The following is a 15,867-nucleotide window of genomic DNA, read 5'->3' as shown; positions in this document are numbered from 1 at the left end:
GCATGCGCGAATACAACCTAAAGCCGCCTGCCATTGAAGCCGCCGACCTGCAATGGCGTGACGGAATACCCGAGTCCCGACAGTTCGGGGATGTCTATTTCAGCCGTGATAACGGCCTGGAAGAAACGCGCTATGTGTTCCTCCAACAGAACGAACTGCCGGAACGCTTTCGGGCCCTGGAGGACAACGACGTTTTTGTCGTCGCCGAAACGGGCTTTGGCACCGGCCTGAACTTTCTTGCCACCTGGCAGGCCTGGCGAGAAAATCGCCCACACAATCATGCGATCCTCCATTTCGTGTCGGCAGAGCGCTTTCCGATTGCGCCGGAGGATCTTGCCAGGGCGCTTGAACTCTGGCCCGAGCTGAAACCACTGGCGGACGAGTTGCTGTCCAGCTATCCCCCCCTGTTCAGAGGAACCCACCGTCTGGTATTGGACGGAGGGCGGGTCCGACTCACGCTGTTTTTTGGCGACGTGGTCGATGCCTGGTCGACGTTGACGTTTCAAGCGGACGCCTGGTTCCTTGACGGCTTTGCGCCAGCGTGCAACCCGGACATGTGGCTGGATGAAGGGATTCGGTTGATCCGAAGGCACAGCAAGGCGGGCACAACCATTGCCACGTTCACCGCGGTTGGACGGATTCGAAGGGCCCTGCAAGGCCAGGGGTTTGCGATGCGAAAAGCACCGGGCTTCGGGCGCAAACGCGACATGATTGTTGGGCACCTTCCTCCAGAGGAAGCCGAACCCGCCCAGGCACGAACCTCTGGGCCGGTCGCCATCATCGGTGCCGGGCTCGCGGGCTCGCTGCTGGCAAACAACCTCGCTCAGCGAGGTATTGAGGTGGTCCTCATCGATGCCGCGCAAAAAGCAGGAGCGGGTGCTTCGGGCAATCTTCAGGGCGCAAGCTACGTCAAACTGGGTGTCGACTTCAACGCCCAGACCGAACTCGCCCTGACAGCCCTCAATTTCGCCTACCAGGCCTACGAACCATTCCGCGGACGGTTCTGGCATCCTACCGGACTTCTCCAACTGGCCTGGAACGAGCAGGAGTCAGACCGTCAAACCCGCTTCCTGGACCGCAATCACTATCCCGAAACCCTGCTGTATCCGGTGAATGCGTCTACCGCCACGGATCTGACCGGGGTGCCCTGCCCGTTCGGTGGCCTGTGGTTTCCCCGCAGTGGCTGGCTTTCGCCGCAAACCATTTGCCAGCGTCTTATCGACCACCCCCGGATCCATCAGCGCCTGGGTGTCGAGGTGCGGCGTCTGACGCCGTGCAATGGTAAATGGCACATCGCCAGCGATGGCGGCCCTGATACCATCGTTGAGTCACTGGTGATTGCGGCGGGCCATCTGACTCCGCAATTGATACCGCTGCAGTCGTCGTTCCGTTTCAAAGCCATTCGGGGCCAGGTCACTCACCTGCCCGAAGGACTCCTGAAAGCGCCAAGGGCAGTCATCTGCGGCGAAAAATATCTGAATCCCATGGCCGGTGGCACTGCGGTTACGGGTGCGACGTTTGATCTGCACAATGCGGCCCCGCACCCCACCGAACAGTCCAATCAGGAAAATCTCGATAAGTTGCGGACGATGTTGCCGGACGCTTTCAACGATCACCCGGAGCCATCTGGAACCTTTGAAGGACGCGTCGGATTCCGTTGCACAACCCACGACTACCAGCCCGTGGCAGGGCCGGTAAAGGACATGGAAGGCCGGAAGCTTGATGGCATCTACCTCTTCACTGGCCTCGGGAGCAAAGGGATCAGCTACGCCCCCCTGTTGGCGGAATATTTGGCCGATCGGCTACTCGGCCATCCTGAAGCCATACCGGGACCACTCCAGAAACTGCTTGATCCGGGCCGGATGAATCGGGCCAAAACAAAGGACAATCGAAGAAACACTGAACTTTCTTCAAACGAAGCCGTTAAATAGTCAACGTCAGAAAAAATCCGGAGTACGCATCCGATGTCCATCTTCGTCAGTGAACCCGGCCGGCCGGTAGGCACGCGGCTCCCTGAGGCCTTGAGAAGCCGACGCGTTGGTGACGTGACGGAGCTGACCGAATCCCATCCTATCGTACCCGGCCAAAGTACGGTTACCGACGGGGAGTACCAGCAAGCTGCTCATTCGGGGCGTCGCCGCGCCCTACAGGAATACAGTGCCGCCAGTGCCGGCGAAGCCCGCGAACAACGGCCATACCTGCCGGTATCCGAGCTGTGCTCCCAGGTTCTGTTTTCGGTGCCGGCCACCGCCACGGTATCGGAGGCCCTGACGACAATGGATGATAACGGCGTTCATCACCTGATCGTGACAGCTGGGGAAAACGTCGCGGGCCTGATTGACCTGAAGTGGCTGCTCTCGTGGATTCATGCGCAGCCCGACAGCCCCCTGGAACAGAGCCTCACTCACATTGAGCTGCCGGCCTTTCTGACCGCTTCAACCGAAACCGACGCCCATCAACTGGCGCGCCTGATGCTGGCCCACCAACTGAATGCGGCACTGGTCATTGACGGTGAGGGCCAGCCCAAAGGCGTTGTCACCAGCACCGACTTTTTGCGGATCTACGCGGCCGGCGCCGGGGGGCAGGAAGGAGCCGTATAGATCTACGGCGACGTCAACAAAACGCCCTCCGGGCTGTACAAAACGACGCTCCACGTGGCGCCCAGTCTGGCCAGCGCGACAATCTCGTCGTCACGGTAATTCGCAAGTGCCGGAAAATCAGAATCATTGAAATTAAAGGGATAAAGCCAGCTATTCTGAAACTCCGGAGGATCAGCATCAGGATCGGCCAGGGAAACCCTCGAAAGAATTGCCTGGGCCCCACTATCGGTGCGCCCGCCAGCCACAAGGTCCCCGTCAAACTCGATCAGTGATTTGAACGTCTCATTGGCGATGTCACCGGGATCGTTAATTGTACGTGCGTCCTGAAAATCTCCCGACGTATTATAAGACAGCAGGAAACCGGCCTGACTGTTGAGGATTTCACGGCCCAGAGTCGTTACGTCAGCGGCATCCGTCTTGGTAAAATACCGCCCGTCGCTATTGCCCAGTAGCCAGAGGGTGCTTCCCAAAAGCAGCCCGTCAGTCACCGCTTCATCCCCATCGGTGCCCACCTGCTGAACGACCGGCGCAGTCGAGGTGCTTCCGGCCGAGTAGAAGAACGCATCTTCTCCGCCAATGACAGGCGCCCCCCCAACCGAGCCTATTGCTGAACCGAACGTCAGTGGTGTAATTCCTGCGACAGCACTGCCGGCAACCGAGTCATTGGAAACCGAGCCGACCTGTCGGGTCCACGCGACCTTCGGCACATCGTTACCCCCATCAACCACCGTGTCGATCCGCTGGAGGAAACTGTCGTATCCACCAGCAGAACGCTCGTCAGGCCAGACCCCGTTGGTTTCGCCTGACAGAATCACGTAGCCACTATCTCCATTGATCCCCGCACCCCGAACCCGGTCATTTCCTGAGGTGCCGGTTCTCGCGGTCCACTTCGGCACATACTCTCCACCGTTCGAGGCTTCGTCGAACCAGAAAACAGAGGTGATAACGTCCTCTCCACCCTGCTCCGTCGTACCGTCGATAGGCCCCGATGCTCCGTACGCGACAACAAATTCATACCGACTCACTTTAACGTTGCCTTCCGACACCTCGCGACGAACGGTACTGATCACGGGCGGCGCATCGGTAATTGCGGTAGTAGTGATGGAATCCACGGCCGGCGTGACGCCGACATCCTGTAGAGGATTCCCCTTCTGATCGTAGATACGCACCTTGACGCGGTTGCTATCCTGCGTGTCATAGCCTGCCACAAAGAGTCGGCCGTTGTGTCCCATGGCGATATCGGTGGGTACGAAACTGGTATCTGTACCGAGCGGCAGAGGCGCAGTCAGCTCATTGAGGCTTATTCGCAGAAGACTGTCGCTTTCCGGCCTGGCAAAATTTTCCCTGCCGGCCTGATATTGTTCATCAACCGCGAGTTCGACGAAACGGTCCGGCAGATCCGGATTGCTATAGGTTCCCCCGTTGGGCGGCACTGTCACCCGGAAGAGCAGTTGATTTACATCTTTCGGGAAAACCAGTTCCGGATCGGACACCCACACGCCATTTTGTACCTGTTCGATCTCAAATTCGGAACCAAGGCGGGCAGTGGAGTCCTCGGAATGGGTCAGGCGTGCATGGATCTTCTCATCATGAACACCGGTGAGTTTTGCCACATATTCCCTGGAAGTCCCGACATTGATGGTGTCCCTGGCCCCGCCAGCTTTTGTCATCAGCGATACAACAGGCTCATTGTCATCAATCGCCAGATTGGTTCGCACGCCATCGTTGTTTTCACCGAGTCCCGCCAGCCCGGAACGCACTTCCGTGAGGGTCAGCCGCGCCGCCTCGGACAGTTCGGCAAAGCTGTCATCAACCACTTCCAGACGGATGTAACACTCCTGGATACCCGGCTCCAGAGTCACCACACCCCGGGTAAGGAATCCGTCGTCATCTTTCTCATAGGAGAGGTAATCCAGTGGATCCCCGTTCACATCCACCGGCGACGGAGAATCACTTCCACGACCCACGATGTCCTTGCCTACGATGGCGTCACTGGCATTTGCCGCACTGAAATCACAGCGCTGGTGCGGTGTCGGCCCCTGGTAACTCGGATCACACTTGTTGGGGTCATATTCGGAACCCAGTTCGAACGCAACCTGGACGCGGGTAACCGATGGTTTGTCCAGCGTCAGCTTGACGTAGACCGGCTTGGTCGGAAATTTTACGGTCTTTTCGCCGCTGACACTGCCATCATCATTGTAGGTATTAATCTTGAATTCGTGCGCGCCTGCCTGGGACAGGTCCGGCGCCGCACAATGTGAAAGACGGGTGTCGGCAGGCTCCTCAGACGCACTGCCCTCGGTAAAGGTGGCAGTTTCGAGGGCCAGGGCATTGTATTTCACTTCAATGTCGAACGGCTGAACCCCTGACATGCCGCCATCGGTCGTCACCAGATTGATGTTACGGGCATTCCCGAGGTCCGCGTCACCACGCCCTCCACCGGTCAAACCGGGTACACCGGCCATGATGATGCCCTGCCTCGCCTTGTTACTGGTGTCCTCCAGGGCCAGCCACGAGGGTGCATTGGTGAGGGTGTAGTCGAGAATATCCTCGCCGCCATAGGCGCCCCAGTTGTAGTAATACTTGACCCCAAGGTACGCGGTTGTGGGAGGTTCCCCAAGCAACGTCGGCTGATCGGGATTTTTTTCGGTTTTGCAGCCCGCTGCAGCCAGTGCCAGAAGCACCAGGCCCAGCAAACGAAACGTCGAGACCGTATGGGAGAGACAACTATCGGCGCGCATGAAAAAATCCGTTTCAATACGTTGTTTTAAGAGTTATGAACCGGCCCCGGGGGACGATTACACACCGTTACACATGCTCGCCATGGTAGCCAATTTGGTGTGGAAGGGATCTGCGCGAGTTCTCAGAATCATTGCGCCCTGCCCCTCAGCATGAGCAGGAGCGCCATAATCAGGCCATCTGGCCTAATCGTAGAGGCCATGCTCCTTGAGGAGTGCCATCAGACCGGCTTCGTCGAGAACCGGAACGCCCAGTTGCTCCGCCTTGGCCAGTTTCGAACCGGCAGACTCTCCGGCAACAACGCAAGCAGTCTTTTTCGAGACACTTCCGGCGACCCGCGCGCCCAGCGCTTCGAGCTTTTCTTTTGCCTGGTCCCGTGTCAGCGTAGTCAGCGCCCCCGTCAGGACCCACGTCTCACCAACCAATGGCTGGTCTTTGGCTTCCACCGTTTCGGCCTGCCATTCGACGCCCGCGTCCTTCAGGGCCTGCAAGGTTTCCTGGTTATGGCGTTGATCGAAGAAGCTTCGGATATGGCCGGCGACGATCGGCCCTACGTCAGGTACCGTCTGCAACGTTTCGCTGTCGGCCTCGGAGATGGCCTCCAACGTTCCAAAATGACGGGCAAGACCTTTCGCCGTGGCTTCGCCCACTTCGCGAATGCCTAACGCGTAGAGGAAGCGCCATAGCGCCGGATGACGGGACTTGTCGATTGCCTCAACCAGATTACTCGCGGACTTCTCCCCCATACGCTCGAGACCGGTCAGATCCTTGACGGTCAGGTGATAGAGGTCAGCGACGGTCTTGACCATCCCCCGGTCCACCAGAATATCGATCCACTTGTCGCCAAGGCCCTCGATATCCAGGGCTTTGCGAGAGGCATAATGGCGGATTGCTTCCTTGCGTTGGGCCGGGCAATACAGGCCGCCGGAACAACGGGCCACCGCCTCACCTTCGATTTGTATGACATCCGAGTCACAGACCGGGCAGGTCCGCGGCAGATGAACCTCCTCGGCATTGGTTGGTCGCTTTTCCGGAACGACCTTGACGACCTGGGGAATGACATCACCGGCCCGGCGAATAAAGACGGTATCCCCGATGTGAACATCGAGGCGTCGAATTTCATCCATGTTGTGCAACGTTGCATTGCTGACGGTCACCCCACCGACAAAAACCGGCTTTAGGCGCGCGACCGGCGTCACCGCTCCGGTTCTTCCGACCTGGAATTCCACATCCTCAATGGTGGTGAGTTCCTCCTGTGCGGGAAACTTGTGGGCAATTGCCCAGCGAGGTGCGCGGGACACAAAGCCCAGAGCCTGCTGGAGATCCAGTCTATTGACCTTGAAAACAATGCCGTCGATTTCATAAGGCAGGCTGTCGCGTTTGTTCATCAGGTCGCTATAGGCTTCCAGACACGCCTCAACGCCCCGGGCCATTCGCATCTCAGGATTGATGCGAAAGCCCCAGCGTTTGACCTGCTGCAATGAATCCCACTGCGTCTCGGGCAGCTGACTTTCGTCCGTGACTGCCACGCTGTAGGCGCACATTTCCAGTGGCCTTTTTGCCGTTACCGTGGACTTTTTCTGTCGAAGACTGCCCGCTGCGGCATTGCGTGGATTGACAAAGGTCTTCTCCCCCTTGTCCGCCAGCTTCCGATTCAGAAATTCAAACCCTGCCTTGGGCATGTACACTTCGCCCCGGACCTCGACCATGGCCGGCACATCGTCGCCCCTGAGCTTCAGAGGTACAGAGGGGATGGTGCGAATGTTCGCGGTAATATCTTCACCGCTGTATCCGTCGCCACGGGTAGCAGCGACCGTCAGAGAACCATTCTCATAATGCAGACTGACGGCAAGCCCATCGAGTTTGGGTTCGCAGACATACTCTATATCGTCCCCGATACCGAGCCGCTCCTTCACCCGACGATCAAAGTCACGCATCTCTTCCTCGCTGAACGCATTGTCCAGGGAGAGCATCGGCAAACGGTGAACAACTTCGGCAAAACTGGTTTCAACACGGCTGCCGACGCGGCGAGTCGGCGAATCATCACTGGCCAGCTCGGGATACTGCGATTCCAGTTCCTGAAGTTCCCGGAACAGGCGGTCGAATTCCGCATCCGGAACTCTTGGATCGTCGAGAACATAATAGCGGTAGTTATGGTCCTCAATCAGAGACCGAAGCTCCTCAACGCGCTCGATGACCTCGGAGGTGGCTGTGCTCATGGATGGGTACTCTTGACCTTCAAAAAAATGCCCGGTGGAGTACCGGGCATCGTGCCTGTTTTACCCGGGACCATCAGGCCCGCTGGGATCTTTGTTTGCGCTCGAACTCTCGGATTCGTTGACGGCAATGCTCGATCGTCTGGGGGGTCATGACGCTACGACGTTCGTCCTTCAACTCGCCACCCAGATTCCGGACAACCGCCTGCGCCGTTTCCAGCATGAATTCAAACGCCTGCAGGGGTTTTGTGGGGCCCGGCAAACTCATGAAAAAGCTGATACCCGGCGTCGAAAGCCCAGGCATATCCACGGGCTTGAAGGTGCCCGGTTCCACCGCATTCGCGACGCTGAACTGAACCGGACTGGTCGTGTCCGCTTCCTCATGCCGGTGGTAGATATCCATATCACCGTGTTCGAGGCCGCAAGCCTCAAAGAGCTTCTTCAAAGCTTCACCACGGAATTCGTCAGACTGACGGGCCAACACATTGATAACGATAACCTCGCGAGCCTCGGGACGGTTCGCTCCCGCCAGAGGCTGCCCGCTTGCCCGGGCAGGTGTTTCGCGGCGTGCCGTGTCCTCCTCTACCTCGCTGGTAACCAGCGGTGGTGACGTCTCCTCCTCAAGCGGTGCCGGCTTCTTTTCAGGCTCCGGTTCGCGACGGGCAATCCGGGGCTCACCGACGATCCCGTCGTCCACATCCGGGTCATTCCGGTGGGCGGTCCATCCGGACTCCGGCTCTACAGGATCATCCGCAACAGACAACGCCGGATCGGACGCCAATTCGGGGTCAGGTTGAGCTTCGTGCTCCTGACCGGACTCCGCCTCAGGCGCAGGCTCCTGGTAGACCGGCCGGGTCGGCTTTGGCTCGGTTTTACTGAAACGACTGGGTCGCTCGGAACGCACGTACCCACGCTCTTCCAGCACATCCCGTGAGACGGTTCTTGCACCGCCATTGGGCAGCTCCGGATTGTACTCATCGTCCAGTGGGGATTCGTCAAGGTCGTCAGCCCCCATACCCGATGAGATCGCCATGGATTCCTTCCGGGCTCGCCTCATTCGGCGAATCCCGTCGATCACGATGCCGAGGATAACCAGGGTACCTATGGCTATCAGCCATTCCCTAAGTGACATATCGCTGCTGTCCTGTCTGCAGATGCTGTAATGTTGCTACTCTAAAAAAAGCCTGTAATGAATACAACGCGCGCCGGGCCAGATGGCAGTTTTGTCATTCTTGACCCTTTTTCATCCAGACCGCCCGTTACGCCTCGGCAAGTGCGGCCGCCTCATCCACGTCAACCGATACCAGTCGCGAACAACCCGGCTCGTGCATGGTAACCCCCATCAACTGATCCGCCATCTCCATGGCAATCTTGTTGTGAGTAATGTAGATAAACTGTACCTGTTTGGACATTTCTTTCACCATGTTGGCGTAGCGGCCAACGTTGGCATCGTCAAGGGGAGCATCTACCTCGTCCAGCATACAGAATGGTGCCGGATTCAGCTGGAAAATTGAAAAGACCAGAGCGATCGCAGTCAGTGCCTTCTCGCCGCCTGACAGGAGATGGATCGTGCTGTTCTTCTTCCCCGGCGGTCGCGCCATGATGGCCACCCCCGTTTCCAGCAGGTCTTCCCCGGTCAACTCCAGATAGGCGTTGCCACCCCCGAACACCTTTGGAAAGAGCGCCTGCAGTCCATTGTTCACCTGATCGAAGGTTTCCTTGAAGCGCTGCCGGGTCTCCCGATCTATCCGGCGAATCGCATTATCGAGGGTTTCCAGGGCTTCGATGAGATCATCGTGCTGGCTGTCGAGATACGTCTTGCGCTCGCTCTGAACCTGATACTCCTCAATGGCCGCCAGGTTGATAGCACCCAGACGCTGGATCCGATTGCCAATCTTCTCCAGCTCCTCGGCCCAATCCTTCTCGTTGGCCCCCTCCGGGAGTTGTTCAAGGACTTCCTGAAGTTTTACGTCCAGCTCTTTGAGCTGCTCGATATGGTTACCGGACCGGATCTCGAGCGCCTGTGACTCCATCTTGAGCTTTTCAAGACGGGAGCGGACGTCCTGGATGTCATGATCGATGCGGCTACGGGCCTGTTCCTTTTCCCGAACCTCGCGATCAATCTCCTCCAGTGAATCACGGGCAGCGCCAAGCTTCTCTTCTTCCGCCAGCCGGCGGTCCAGAAGCCCTTCAAGCTGCATTTGCAGATCTTCCATTGGCTCTTCGGCGCTTTCACGGGCTTCCCGGAGCATTTCCAGTCGTTCGTCGAGCCGTTCCTTCTGCATCTGCATCCGGTCAATCGTCTGCCGGAGACCATCGCGCTGGCTGGTCAGAGTCTGTAACTGGAGCTGCAATTGATGGGCATGGTCGCGGTCGTGGCGGGCTTCCTGCCGGAGGCCGTCGAGCCGTTCCCGCAGCATGTCGCGTTGTTCCAGAAGACGTTCTTTTTCTTCATCGCTATCTTCTGTGGACGCCAGCGCCTGCTGCCATTCCTCGCGGGCCATCTGCAGGTGTTCATCCTGGTCCCCGATACTGGCCGTCACGTCTTCAAGTTCTTCACTGATATTCTGAAGGCGGGAGTCGATCTGTTCCGCCCTGGCGCGGATGCCGCTGATCCTGGAAGTCAGCGTACTGAGCTCCCGTTCAGTGGTCGTCTGCCGTGCCTGGACATCATCGCGGGCGGCTTCTGCCCGTTCAAAGCGTTCCTGAAGGTGCTCCAGACGATCCGTGGCAGCCGCCATGGCTTCTTCGGCAGTCTCAAGCTGATCCGTCAGCTCGGTCACCTTTTTCTGGCGCTCGATAACACCAACCTGGCTGGCATCGGACTCCGGCATCAGTATCCAGTCTCGGGCAATCCAGGCACCCTCCGGAGTGATGACGCTCTGACCAGGCGCCAACTGCTCTCTTGAGGCAAGTGCAGCTGACAGGCTTTCAGCAGTATCAATACCGTCGAGCATATCTTGTACCGCGGAGACACCAGACACTTTGGCCTTGAGCCCTGAAGTGGCAGGACGATCGCCGCCCTTCGAATTCACCACCGCAAGTCCGCTGGGTGCATCGTCCATGGCATCGCCCAGGACAGCGAGGTCGGCAATGGCGAGCCCCTGCGTGAAACGTCCGATCACCTGCTCAACCGCGAATTCCCAACCATCCTCGATGGCCAGGTTCGATGCGATCCGAGGCGTATCGGCCAGACCCCACTCAGACAGCCAGGACTGGAGTGTGTCATTCTGGCTGCCCAACTGCTCGTCAAGCAGCGCCTGCTGGGATTCCAGGGAAGCCCGCAAGATCTGGACACGCTGTCTTTCCTCCGCCAGGGCCTGCTCTGCCTCACGCTGATCCTGCCTGGCGTCCTGCAGGGTTTCCTGAACCTCCGCGATCTGCGCGGCGTTTTCCTCGCGCTGCATTTCCAGAGTTTCCTGCTGTTCGAGCAGCTCCTCGAGCTCTGTGCGATCAACCTGACCGTCCAGCAGCTCTTTTTCATCGTTCAGTTTCCGACGACGGTTACGGAGTTGTTCGATGGCGTCTTCCAGTGACCGGATGCGGGATTGGGCCAACTCCGCCTGACGGCGGGCGTCGGAGGAGCGCCCACTGAATTCCTCCCAACGATGCTGCCAGTCGCCCATGTCGTCTTCAGCCTGCTGGAGCTTTTCACCGGATTCTTCGGACCTGAGGCTCAGCGACTCCTGCTCCGGCTCCAGCATGTCCAGTTCTTCCTGAATACCGGCAAGTTTGTCTTCGTCCTGGTCAAGCTCCCTGGCCAACTCTCTCTGATTCGCCATTGCCTGGTCCAGCTCCGCAGCCGTCTGACGGCTACGCTCCCGCTGATGCTCGAGACTCTGCTCGATCCGGGCAATGTCAGCGCCGGCTTCGTAATAACGGGCCTGGGCACGATTGAAGTGTTCGGTGCGTTCCTGATGGCTGTCCCGGAGCGATTCCAGACTGGTTTCAAGGCTCACCCGTTCGGTCAGCTGCTTTTCGAGCTCCAGTTCGGTATCACGAATCCGTTCCCGCCAGGTCTGCAGGTCGTTGTCGAGGGACTGCCATCGGAGTACCGTCAGCTCGGCCTTCTTGACCCGTTCCTCCTGTTTGAGCGCCTTGTATTTCTCGGCCGCAGCCGCCTGGCGCTCAAGATGTTGCAACTGCCGGGACAGCTCGTCCCTCAGATCGGTGAGACGCTCAAGATTCTCCTGCGTCCGGCGGATTCGGTTCTCGGTTTCCCGGCGACGCTCCTTGTACTTCGAAATTCCCGCAGCCTCTTCGATATAGACTCTCAGCTCTTCAGGCTTTGCCTCGATCAGTCGGGAAATCATTCCCTGCTCGATGATCGCGTAACTCCGGGGGCCAAGGCCGGTCCCGAGGAACAGGTCCGTAATATCACGCCGACGGCATTTTGAACCGTTCAGGAAATATTCAGACTGTCCTTCCCTGGAAACGCGCCGGCGGACGGAGATTTCATTGAATCGAACAAACTCACCGGGCGCTGTTCCATCGCTGTTATCAAAAACCAGTTCGATCGAGGCCTGCCCGACCGGCTTCCGGGCACTGGAGCCGTTGAAAATAACGTCCGTCATCGATTCACCGCGCAGGTATTTGGCGGAACTTTCGCCCATTACCCAGCGAACGGCGTCAATGATGTTGGATTTCCCGCAGCCGTTTGGTCCGACCACGGCGGTCATGTTGGAAGGGAATGGGACGGTCGTGGGATCGACAAACGATTTAAAACCGGAAAGTTTGATCGACTTCAGACGCATCAGGCGGTTTCCTCTTCCCGGAGGATGCTCAGAACCTGTTCACGCTGATGTTCCCCGAACGCCTTGATCACCGTTTCGAGTCGATTCGTGTCGCCACTGCCCGCCGCTTCGGCCAACTGTCGGAAAAAGGTTGCGGTCTCCCCGATCTCGTCGCGGAAGTGCTCCAGGGCCACAAAATAGGTTCGACTGATTGCGGGGCGGAAATTCTCGAGGGTCTCCTCCAGGAATGGGTTTTCCACCAATCCATAGGCGTAGCGCATCACCCCGAAACCCGCGTCTATGACCTGCTCTGCTGCATCGGGTCCGTTGGAGTTCAGTGCATCGATCACCGCCTGGAGCTCCCGTACCTGGCCCATCACGCCACTGAGCTCCGGCCCGGACCAGCGCTCGAGGACTTTGCGCCCGAGCATACAGAGCAAATCAATGTAGATGTCGTAAAGGTTGTTGACGCTTTCACGGGTCAGCGCTGACACAACGGCTCCCCGGCGCGGAAAGATCTCAACCAGGTGGCGACGTTCCATGATGAGCAGCGCTTCACGGACCGACCCACGGCTGACATTCAGGTCCCCGGCCACTTTCAGTTCCTGAATGCGTTCGCCCGGTTTGAGGTCACGGGTAATAATTCGCTGCCCAAGATGTTGGGCAATCTGCTCGGACAAACTTTCGGGAGCCTGAAACCTCATAGCTACTGACGCTCACTTCCTTCATGGAGACAATCGTAAACGCAGAAGTTTATCACACGCTTTCGCCTGCCCCATCCCCCGACCGGGAGATTTTGCCTCTCACCAACAAACTGGCCCGGCAAACGCCTGCCAGTTTTTTGGCACGACCTGCATAAAACCGGATTTTTTCCGCCAAACGACTTCAACTAATAAGCTTATCCATCTGTTTTTAAAGTTATTAACAATTCCGGCACGGTATCTGCTTTTACCTGAATAACGATTCGGTAAACAGAGCGATTTAACGTGAAACACACGCCCTTTGTCTCTAAATCTGCAGACCAGCCCCAGAAACTGGCAGCCCTGAAACAAGCCTGGCAGGAATGGACCACGTCGCCCGACATCCTGGCGCGACTGACGCGTCGGCTGTCGACGACTCTCTCGCTGGAAACGCAGCTGACGGTCTTCGCCGAAGAGGCAGCAACTGTGGTGCCATTTGATTCGCTGCAATACCGGAACCACATTGCCAAACAGGACTTCGTGTTTTCCACAGGTCTGGGCGGGCCCCACCGAGCAGAGTACCGACTGAATCTCGAGGGCGCTCATTTCGGCACCCTCACGCTGCTTCGAAGGAAGCGATTTACCGAGGAAGAGCTGGGTGGAATCGAAATGCTGATCGGCGCCGCGATCTGCGCGATCCGGAATGCCTGTCAGTTCATTGCACTGGAACAGACAGCGCGAACCGACTCACTCACGGGCATTCCCAACAAACGGGCATTGGACGAGGAGCTGGCCAGGACCAGCCACCTGTCAGACCGTCACCAGGAAACCTACTCCCTGATTCTGCTGGACCTCGACCACTTCAAGTCCGTCAATGATGTTCACGGCCACCTGGTCGGTGATCAGATTCTGAGATTGACTGCTGAAAGCATGGAGCGGACGCTGAGGGTTTCCGATAGTATTTTCCGGTTCGGCGGTGAGGAATTCGCGGTATTGCTGCCCCACACTGCAAGTAACGAAGCGCGTGAAGTGGCGGACCGCCTCAGAGAGGCCGTCACCAATACAATCTTCGAACGTGGCGATATTCGCGTCGGCGTGACCGCCAGTTGCGGCGTGTCGACACACTTGCAGGGAGAATCTCCAGAGCAATGGCTGACCCGGGCTGACGAGGCTCTGTACCGGGCAAAACGGGAAGGCCGCAATCAGACCCGGATTTCAGCCACAATCGGTGGCGGTCAGTGACCGCCGCGCTTCGGTGCTCTGGGCTTCGCCCTGCCTGACGGCGCATCATCAACCTGCCACTTCTTTGCGCCCTTCGCCTGCCCGGGCCTTGCAGGTGCCTTTCTACGCTGGCGCTCGTGAGCAGCCTTCTGTGACGGCGTCTTGGCAGGGATAGCCACGGAGTCCAGGCCTACGCTCTTGCTGAGAAGATCCACGGCCTTCTGGTCCAGCTCCTCCCATTTACCCATGGTCAGCCGGCTTGGAAGAAAGATCGGTCCGTAGCGAACACGCTTGAGCCGGCTCACTTTCACGCCCTGGGACTCCCAAAGACGACGCACTTCCCGGTTGCGCCCCTCCAGCAGGGTGACATGAAACCACCGGTTCAGGCCGGACCCGCCCGCCGGGCTGATATCGCTGAATTTCGCCATGCCATCCTCCAGCAAAACCCCTTCCAGGAGCCGCTCGATCATGGCGTCATCGACTTCCCCGAACACCCGAACCGCATACTCACGATCGATTTCATTGGAGGGGTGCATCAGGCGATTTGCCAAATCACCATCGGTGGTGAAGAGCACCAGCCCGGTCGTATTGATATCGAGCCGGCCGATAGAAATCCAGCGATGATCCTTCAGACGTGGCAGATGATCAAAAACGGTGGGCCGGCCTTCCGGATCTTTACGACTGGTCACCTCACCTTCGGGCTTGTTGTAGATCAGCACCCGCCGTAGGGTTTCAGCGGCACCGGTGACATCCAGGCGCTTGCCGTCGAGCTCGAACCGGTCGCCGACGGTTGCTTTGTCACCGGGGCTGACGGCATGGCCGTTGACCCTGACACGGCCGGACTCCATCCAGCCTTCAATTTCCCGGCGGGAACCGACGCCTGCCCGGGCAAGCAGTTTCTGAATCCGCTCCGGTGTGTCCTGGCCGGCTTTGTTTCGCTGATTTGCCGAACCGGCACCTGGTTGGTCTGACGCCATCTTTGAATCCTTGATAAAAACTGCGCGAACGGTAACGCGTCAGTGAAGTGTTTCCTGACTGGAGGTTTCGGGGGACTCAAACTCGATCTCCCCCTGCATGTTCCTTTCAATCTCACGACCGATCTCTTCAAGATCGCGAATTTCCGACAGAGGCGGCAGCTGATCAAGCCCGGTCAGATTGAAGTAATCCAGAAACTGTTTGGTCGTCGCATACATTGCCGGCCTTCCCGGTACGTCACGATGGCCGACAACCCGCACCCACTCTCGCTCAAGCAGAGTGCGAATGATATTGCTGCTTACCGTGACACCACGAATATCCTCGATTTCACCACGTGTGATCGGCTGGCGATAGGCGATCAAAGCCAGCGTCTCCAGCAGCGCCCGGGAATAACGCTGCGGCTTTTCCTCGAACAGCCGTCCAACCCAGGGCGCAAACTCTTCCCTGACCTGCAACCGATACCCGCTTGCCACCTTCTTCAACTCGAAGCCCCGCCCCTCGCAGGCGGCCTCCAGTTGAACGAGGACATGCTCCATTACCTGGCGGGCCGGTCGCTCGTCTTCGGTGAACAGCTCCCGCAATTGCTCAAGGGACAGAGGTTTGCCTGCCGCCAGCAAGGCTGCCTCTGCGATGGCCTGGATCCTGAGGATATGTTCTTCATTCATGATCGGAGTCCGGTTTCTCGTACATTCAGGCTCAGCAG

General features: G+C 58.2%; 10 protein-coding genes. 3 read left to right on the top strand and 7 right to left on the bottom strand.

The window, feature by feature from the left end; genetic code table 11:
- The first annotated feature begins 2 nt into the window (after window positions 1–2).
- On the top strand, window positions 3–1,931 hold the full coding sequence (mnmC, locus tag MSNKSG1_RS05230) for a bifunctional tRNA (5-methylaminomethyl-2-thiouridine)(34)-methyltransferase MnmD/FAD-dependent 5-carboxymethylaminomethyl-2-thiouridine(34) oxidoreductase MnmC (protein ID WP_008938201.1): 1,929 nt from the start codon (window positions 3–5) through the stop codon (window positions 1,929–1,931).
- 33 nt (window positions 1,932–1,964) lie between these two features.
- Window positions 1,965–2,600 carry a CBS domain-containing protein gene (locus MSNKSG1_RS05225; RefSeq protein ID WP_008938200.1) on the top strand — a complete coding sequence of 212 codons (636 nt, stop codon included), beginning with the start codon at window positions 1,965–1,967 and terminating at the stop codon, window positions 2,598–2,600.
- Window positions 2,601–2,602: 2 nt separating this feature from the next.
- Here the strand turns inward: MSNKSG1_RS05225 and MSNKSG1_RS05220 are convergent, their stop codons facing one another.
- From MSNKSG1_RS05220 to MSNKSG1_RS05200, 5 genes are all read right to left on the bottom strand, one after another.
- On the bottom strand, window positions 2,603–5,341 hold the full coding sequence (locus MSNKSG1_RS05220) for a hypothetical protein (RefSeq protein WP_008938199.1): 2,739 nt from the start codon (window positions 5,339–5,341) through the stop codon (window positions 2,603–2,605).
- Between the two features lie 183 nt (window positions 5,342–5,524).
- Window positions 5,525–7,558, bottom strand: coding sequence for an NAD-dependent DNA ligase LigA (ligA, locus tag MSNKSG1_RS05215; protein WP_008938198.1), 2,034 nt, complete (start codon window positions 7,556–7,558; stop codon window positions 5,525–5,527).
- A gap of 73 nt (window positions 7,559–7,631) precedes the next feature.
- A complete protein-coding gene (gene zipA, locus MSNKSG1_RS05210) occupies window positions 7,632–8,687 on the bottom strand; it encodes a cell division protein ZipA (protein WP_008938197.1) in 1,056 nt (351 codons plus the stop codon).
- A 127-nt stretch (window positions 8,688–8,814) separates the two neighbouring features.
- Window positions 8,815–12,309 (bottom strand): chromosome segregation protein SMC, encoded by a 3,495-nt coding sequence (smc, locus tag MSNKSG1_RS05205; RefSeq protein WP_008938196.1) that lies wholly within the window; start codon window positions 12,307–12,309, stop codon window positions 8,815–8,817.
- Window positions 12,309–12,968 carry a GntR family transcriptional regulator gene (locus MSNKSG1_RS05200; protein ID WP_227497954.1) on the bottom strand — a complete coding sequence of 220 codons (660 nt, stop codon included), beginning with the start codon at window positions 12,966–12,968 and terminating at the stop codon, window positions 12,309–12,311. Before MSNKSG1_RS05200 ends, smc begins: the two co-directional genes overlap by 1 nt.
- Window positions 12,969–13,274: 306 nt before the next feature.
- Here MSNKSG1_RS05200 and MSNKSG1_RS05195 point away from each other — a divergent pair, with 306 nt between their 5' ends.
- Window positions 13,275–14,210, top strand: a complete 936-nt coding sequence (locus MSNKSG1_RS05195; protein WP_008938194.1) for a GGDEF domain-containing protein — start codon at window positions 13,275–13,277, stop codon at window positions 14,208–14,210.
- Here MSNKSG1_RS05195 and rluB read toward each other — a convergent pair.
- Window positions 14,204–15,166, bottom strand: a complete 963-nt coding sequence (gene rluB, locus MSNKSG1_RS05190) for a 23S rRNA pseudouridine(2605) synthase RluB (RefSeq protein ID WP_008938193.1) — start codon at window positions 15,164–15,166, stop codon at window positions 14,204–14,206. The two genes, MSNKSG1_RS05195 and rluB, sit on opposite strands and share 7 nt — an antisense overlap.
- 39 nt (window positions 15,167–15,205) lie before the next feature.
- Window positions 15,206–15,829 (bottom strand): SMC-Scp complex subunit ScpB, encoded by a 624-nt coding sequence (gene scpB / locus MSNKSG1_RS05185; RefSeq protein ID WP_008938192.1) that lies wholly within the window; start codon window positions 15,827–15,829, stop codon window positions 15,206–15,208.
- Window positions 15,830–15,867: the final 38 nt, after the last annotated feature.

The sequence above is a fragment of the Marinobacter santoriniensis NKSG1 genome, from assembly GCF_000347775.1.
Taxonomy (GTDB): Bacteria; Pseudomonadota; Gammaproteobacteria; order Pseudomonadales; family Oleiphilaceae; genus Marinobacter; species Marinobacter santoriniensis.
Note: the sequence above shows the minus strand (reverse complement) of the source record. Positions and strands in the feature narration are given on the sequence as shown.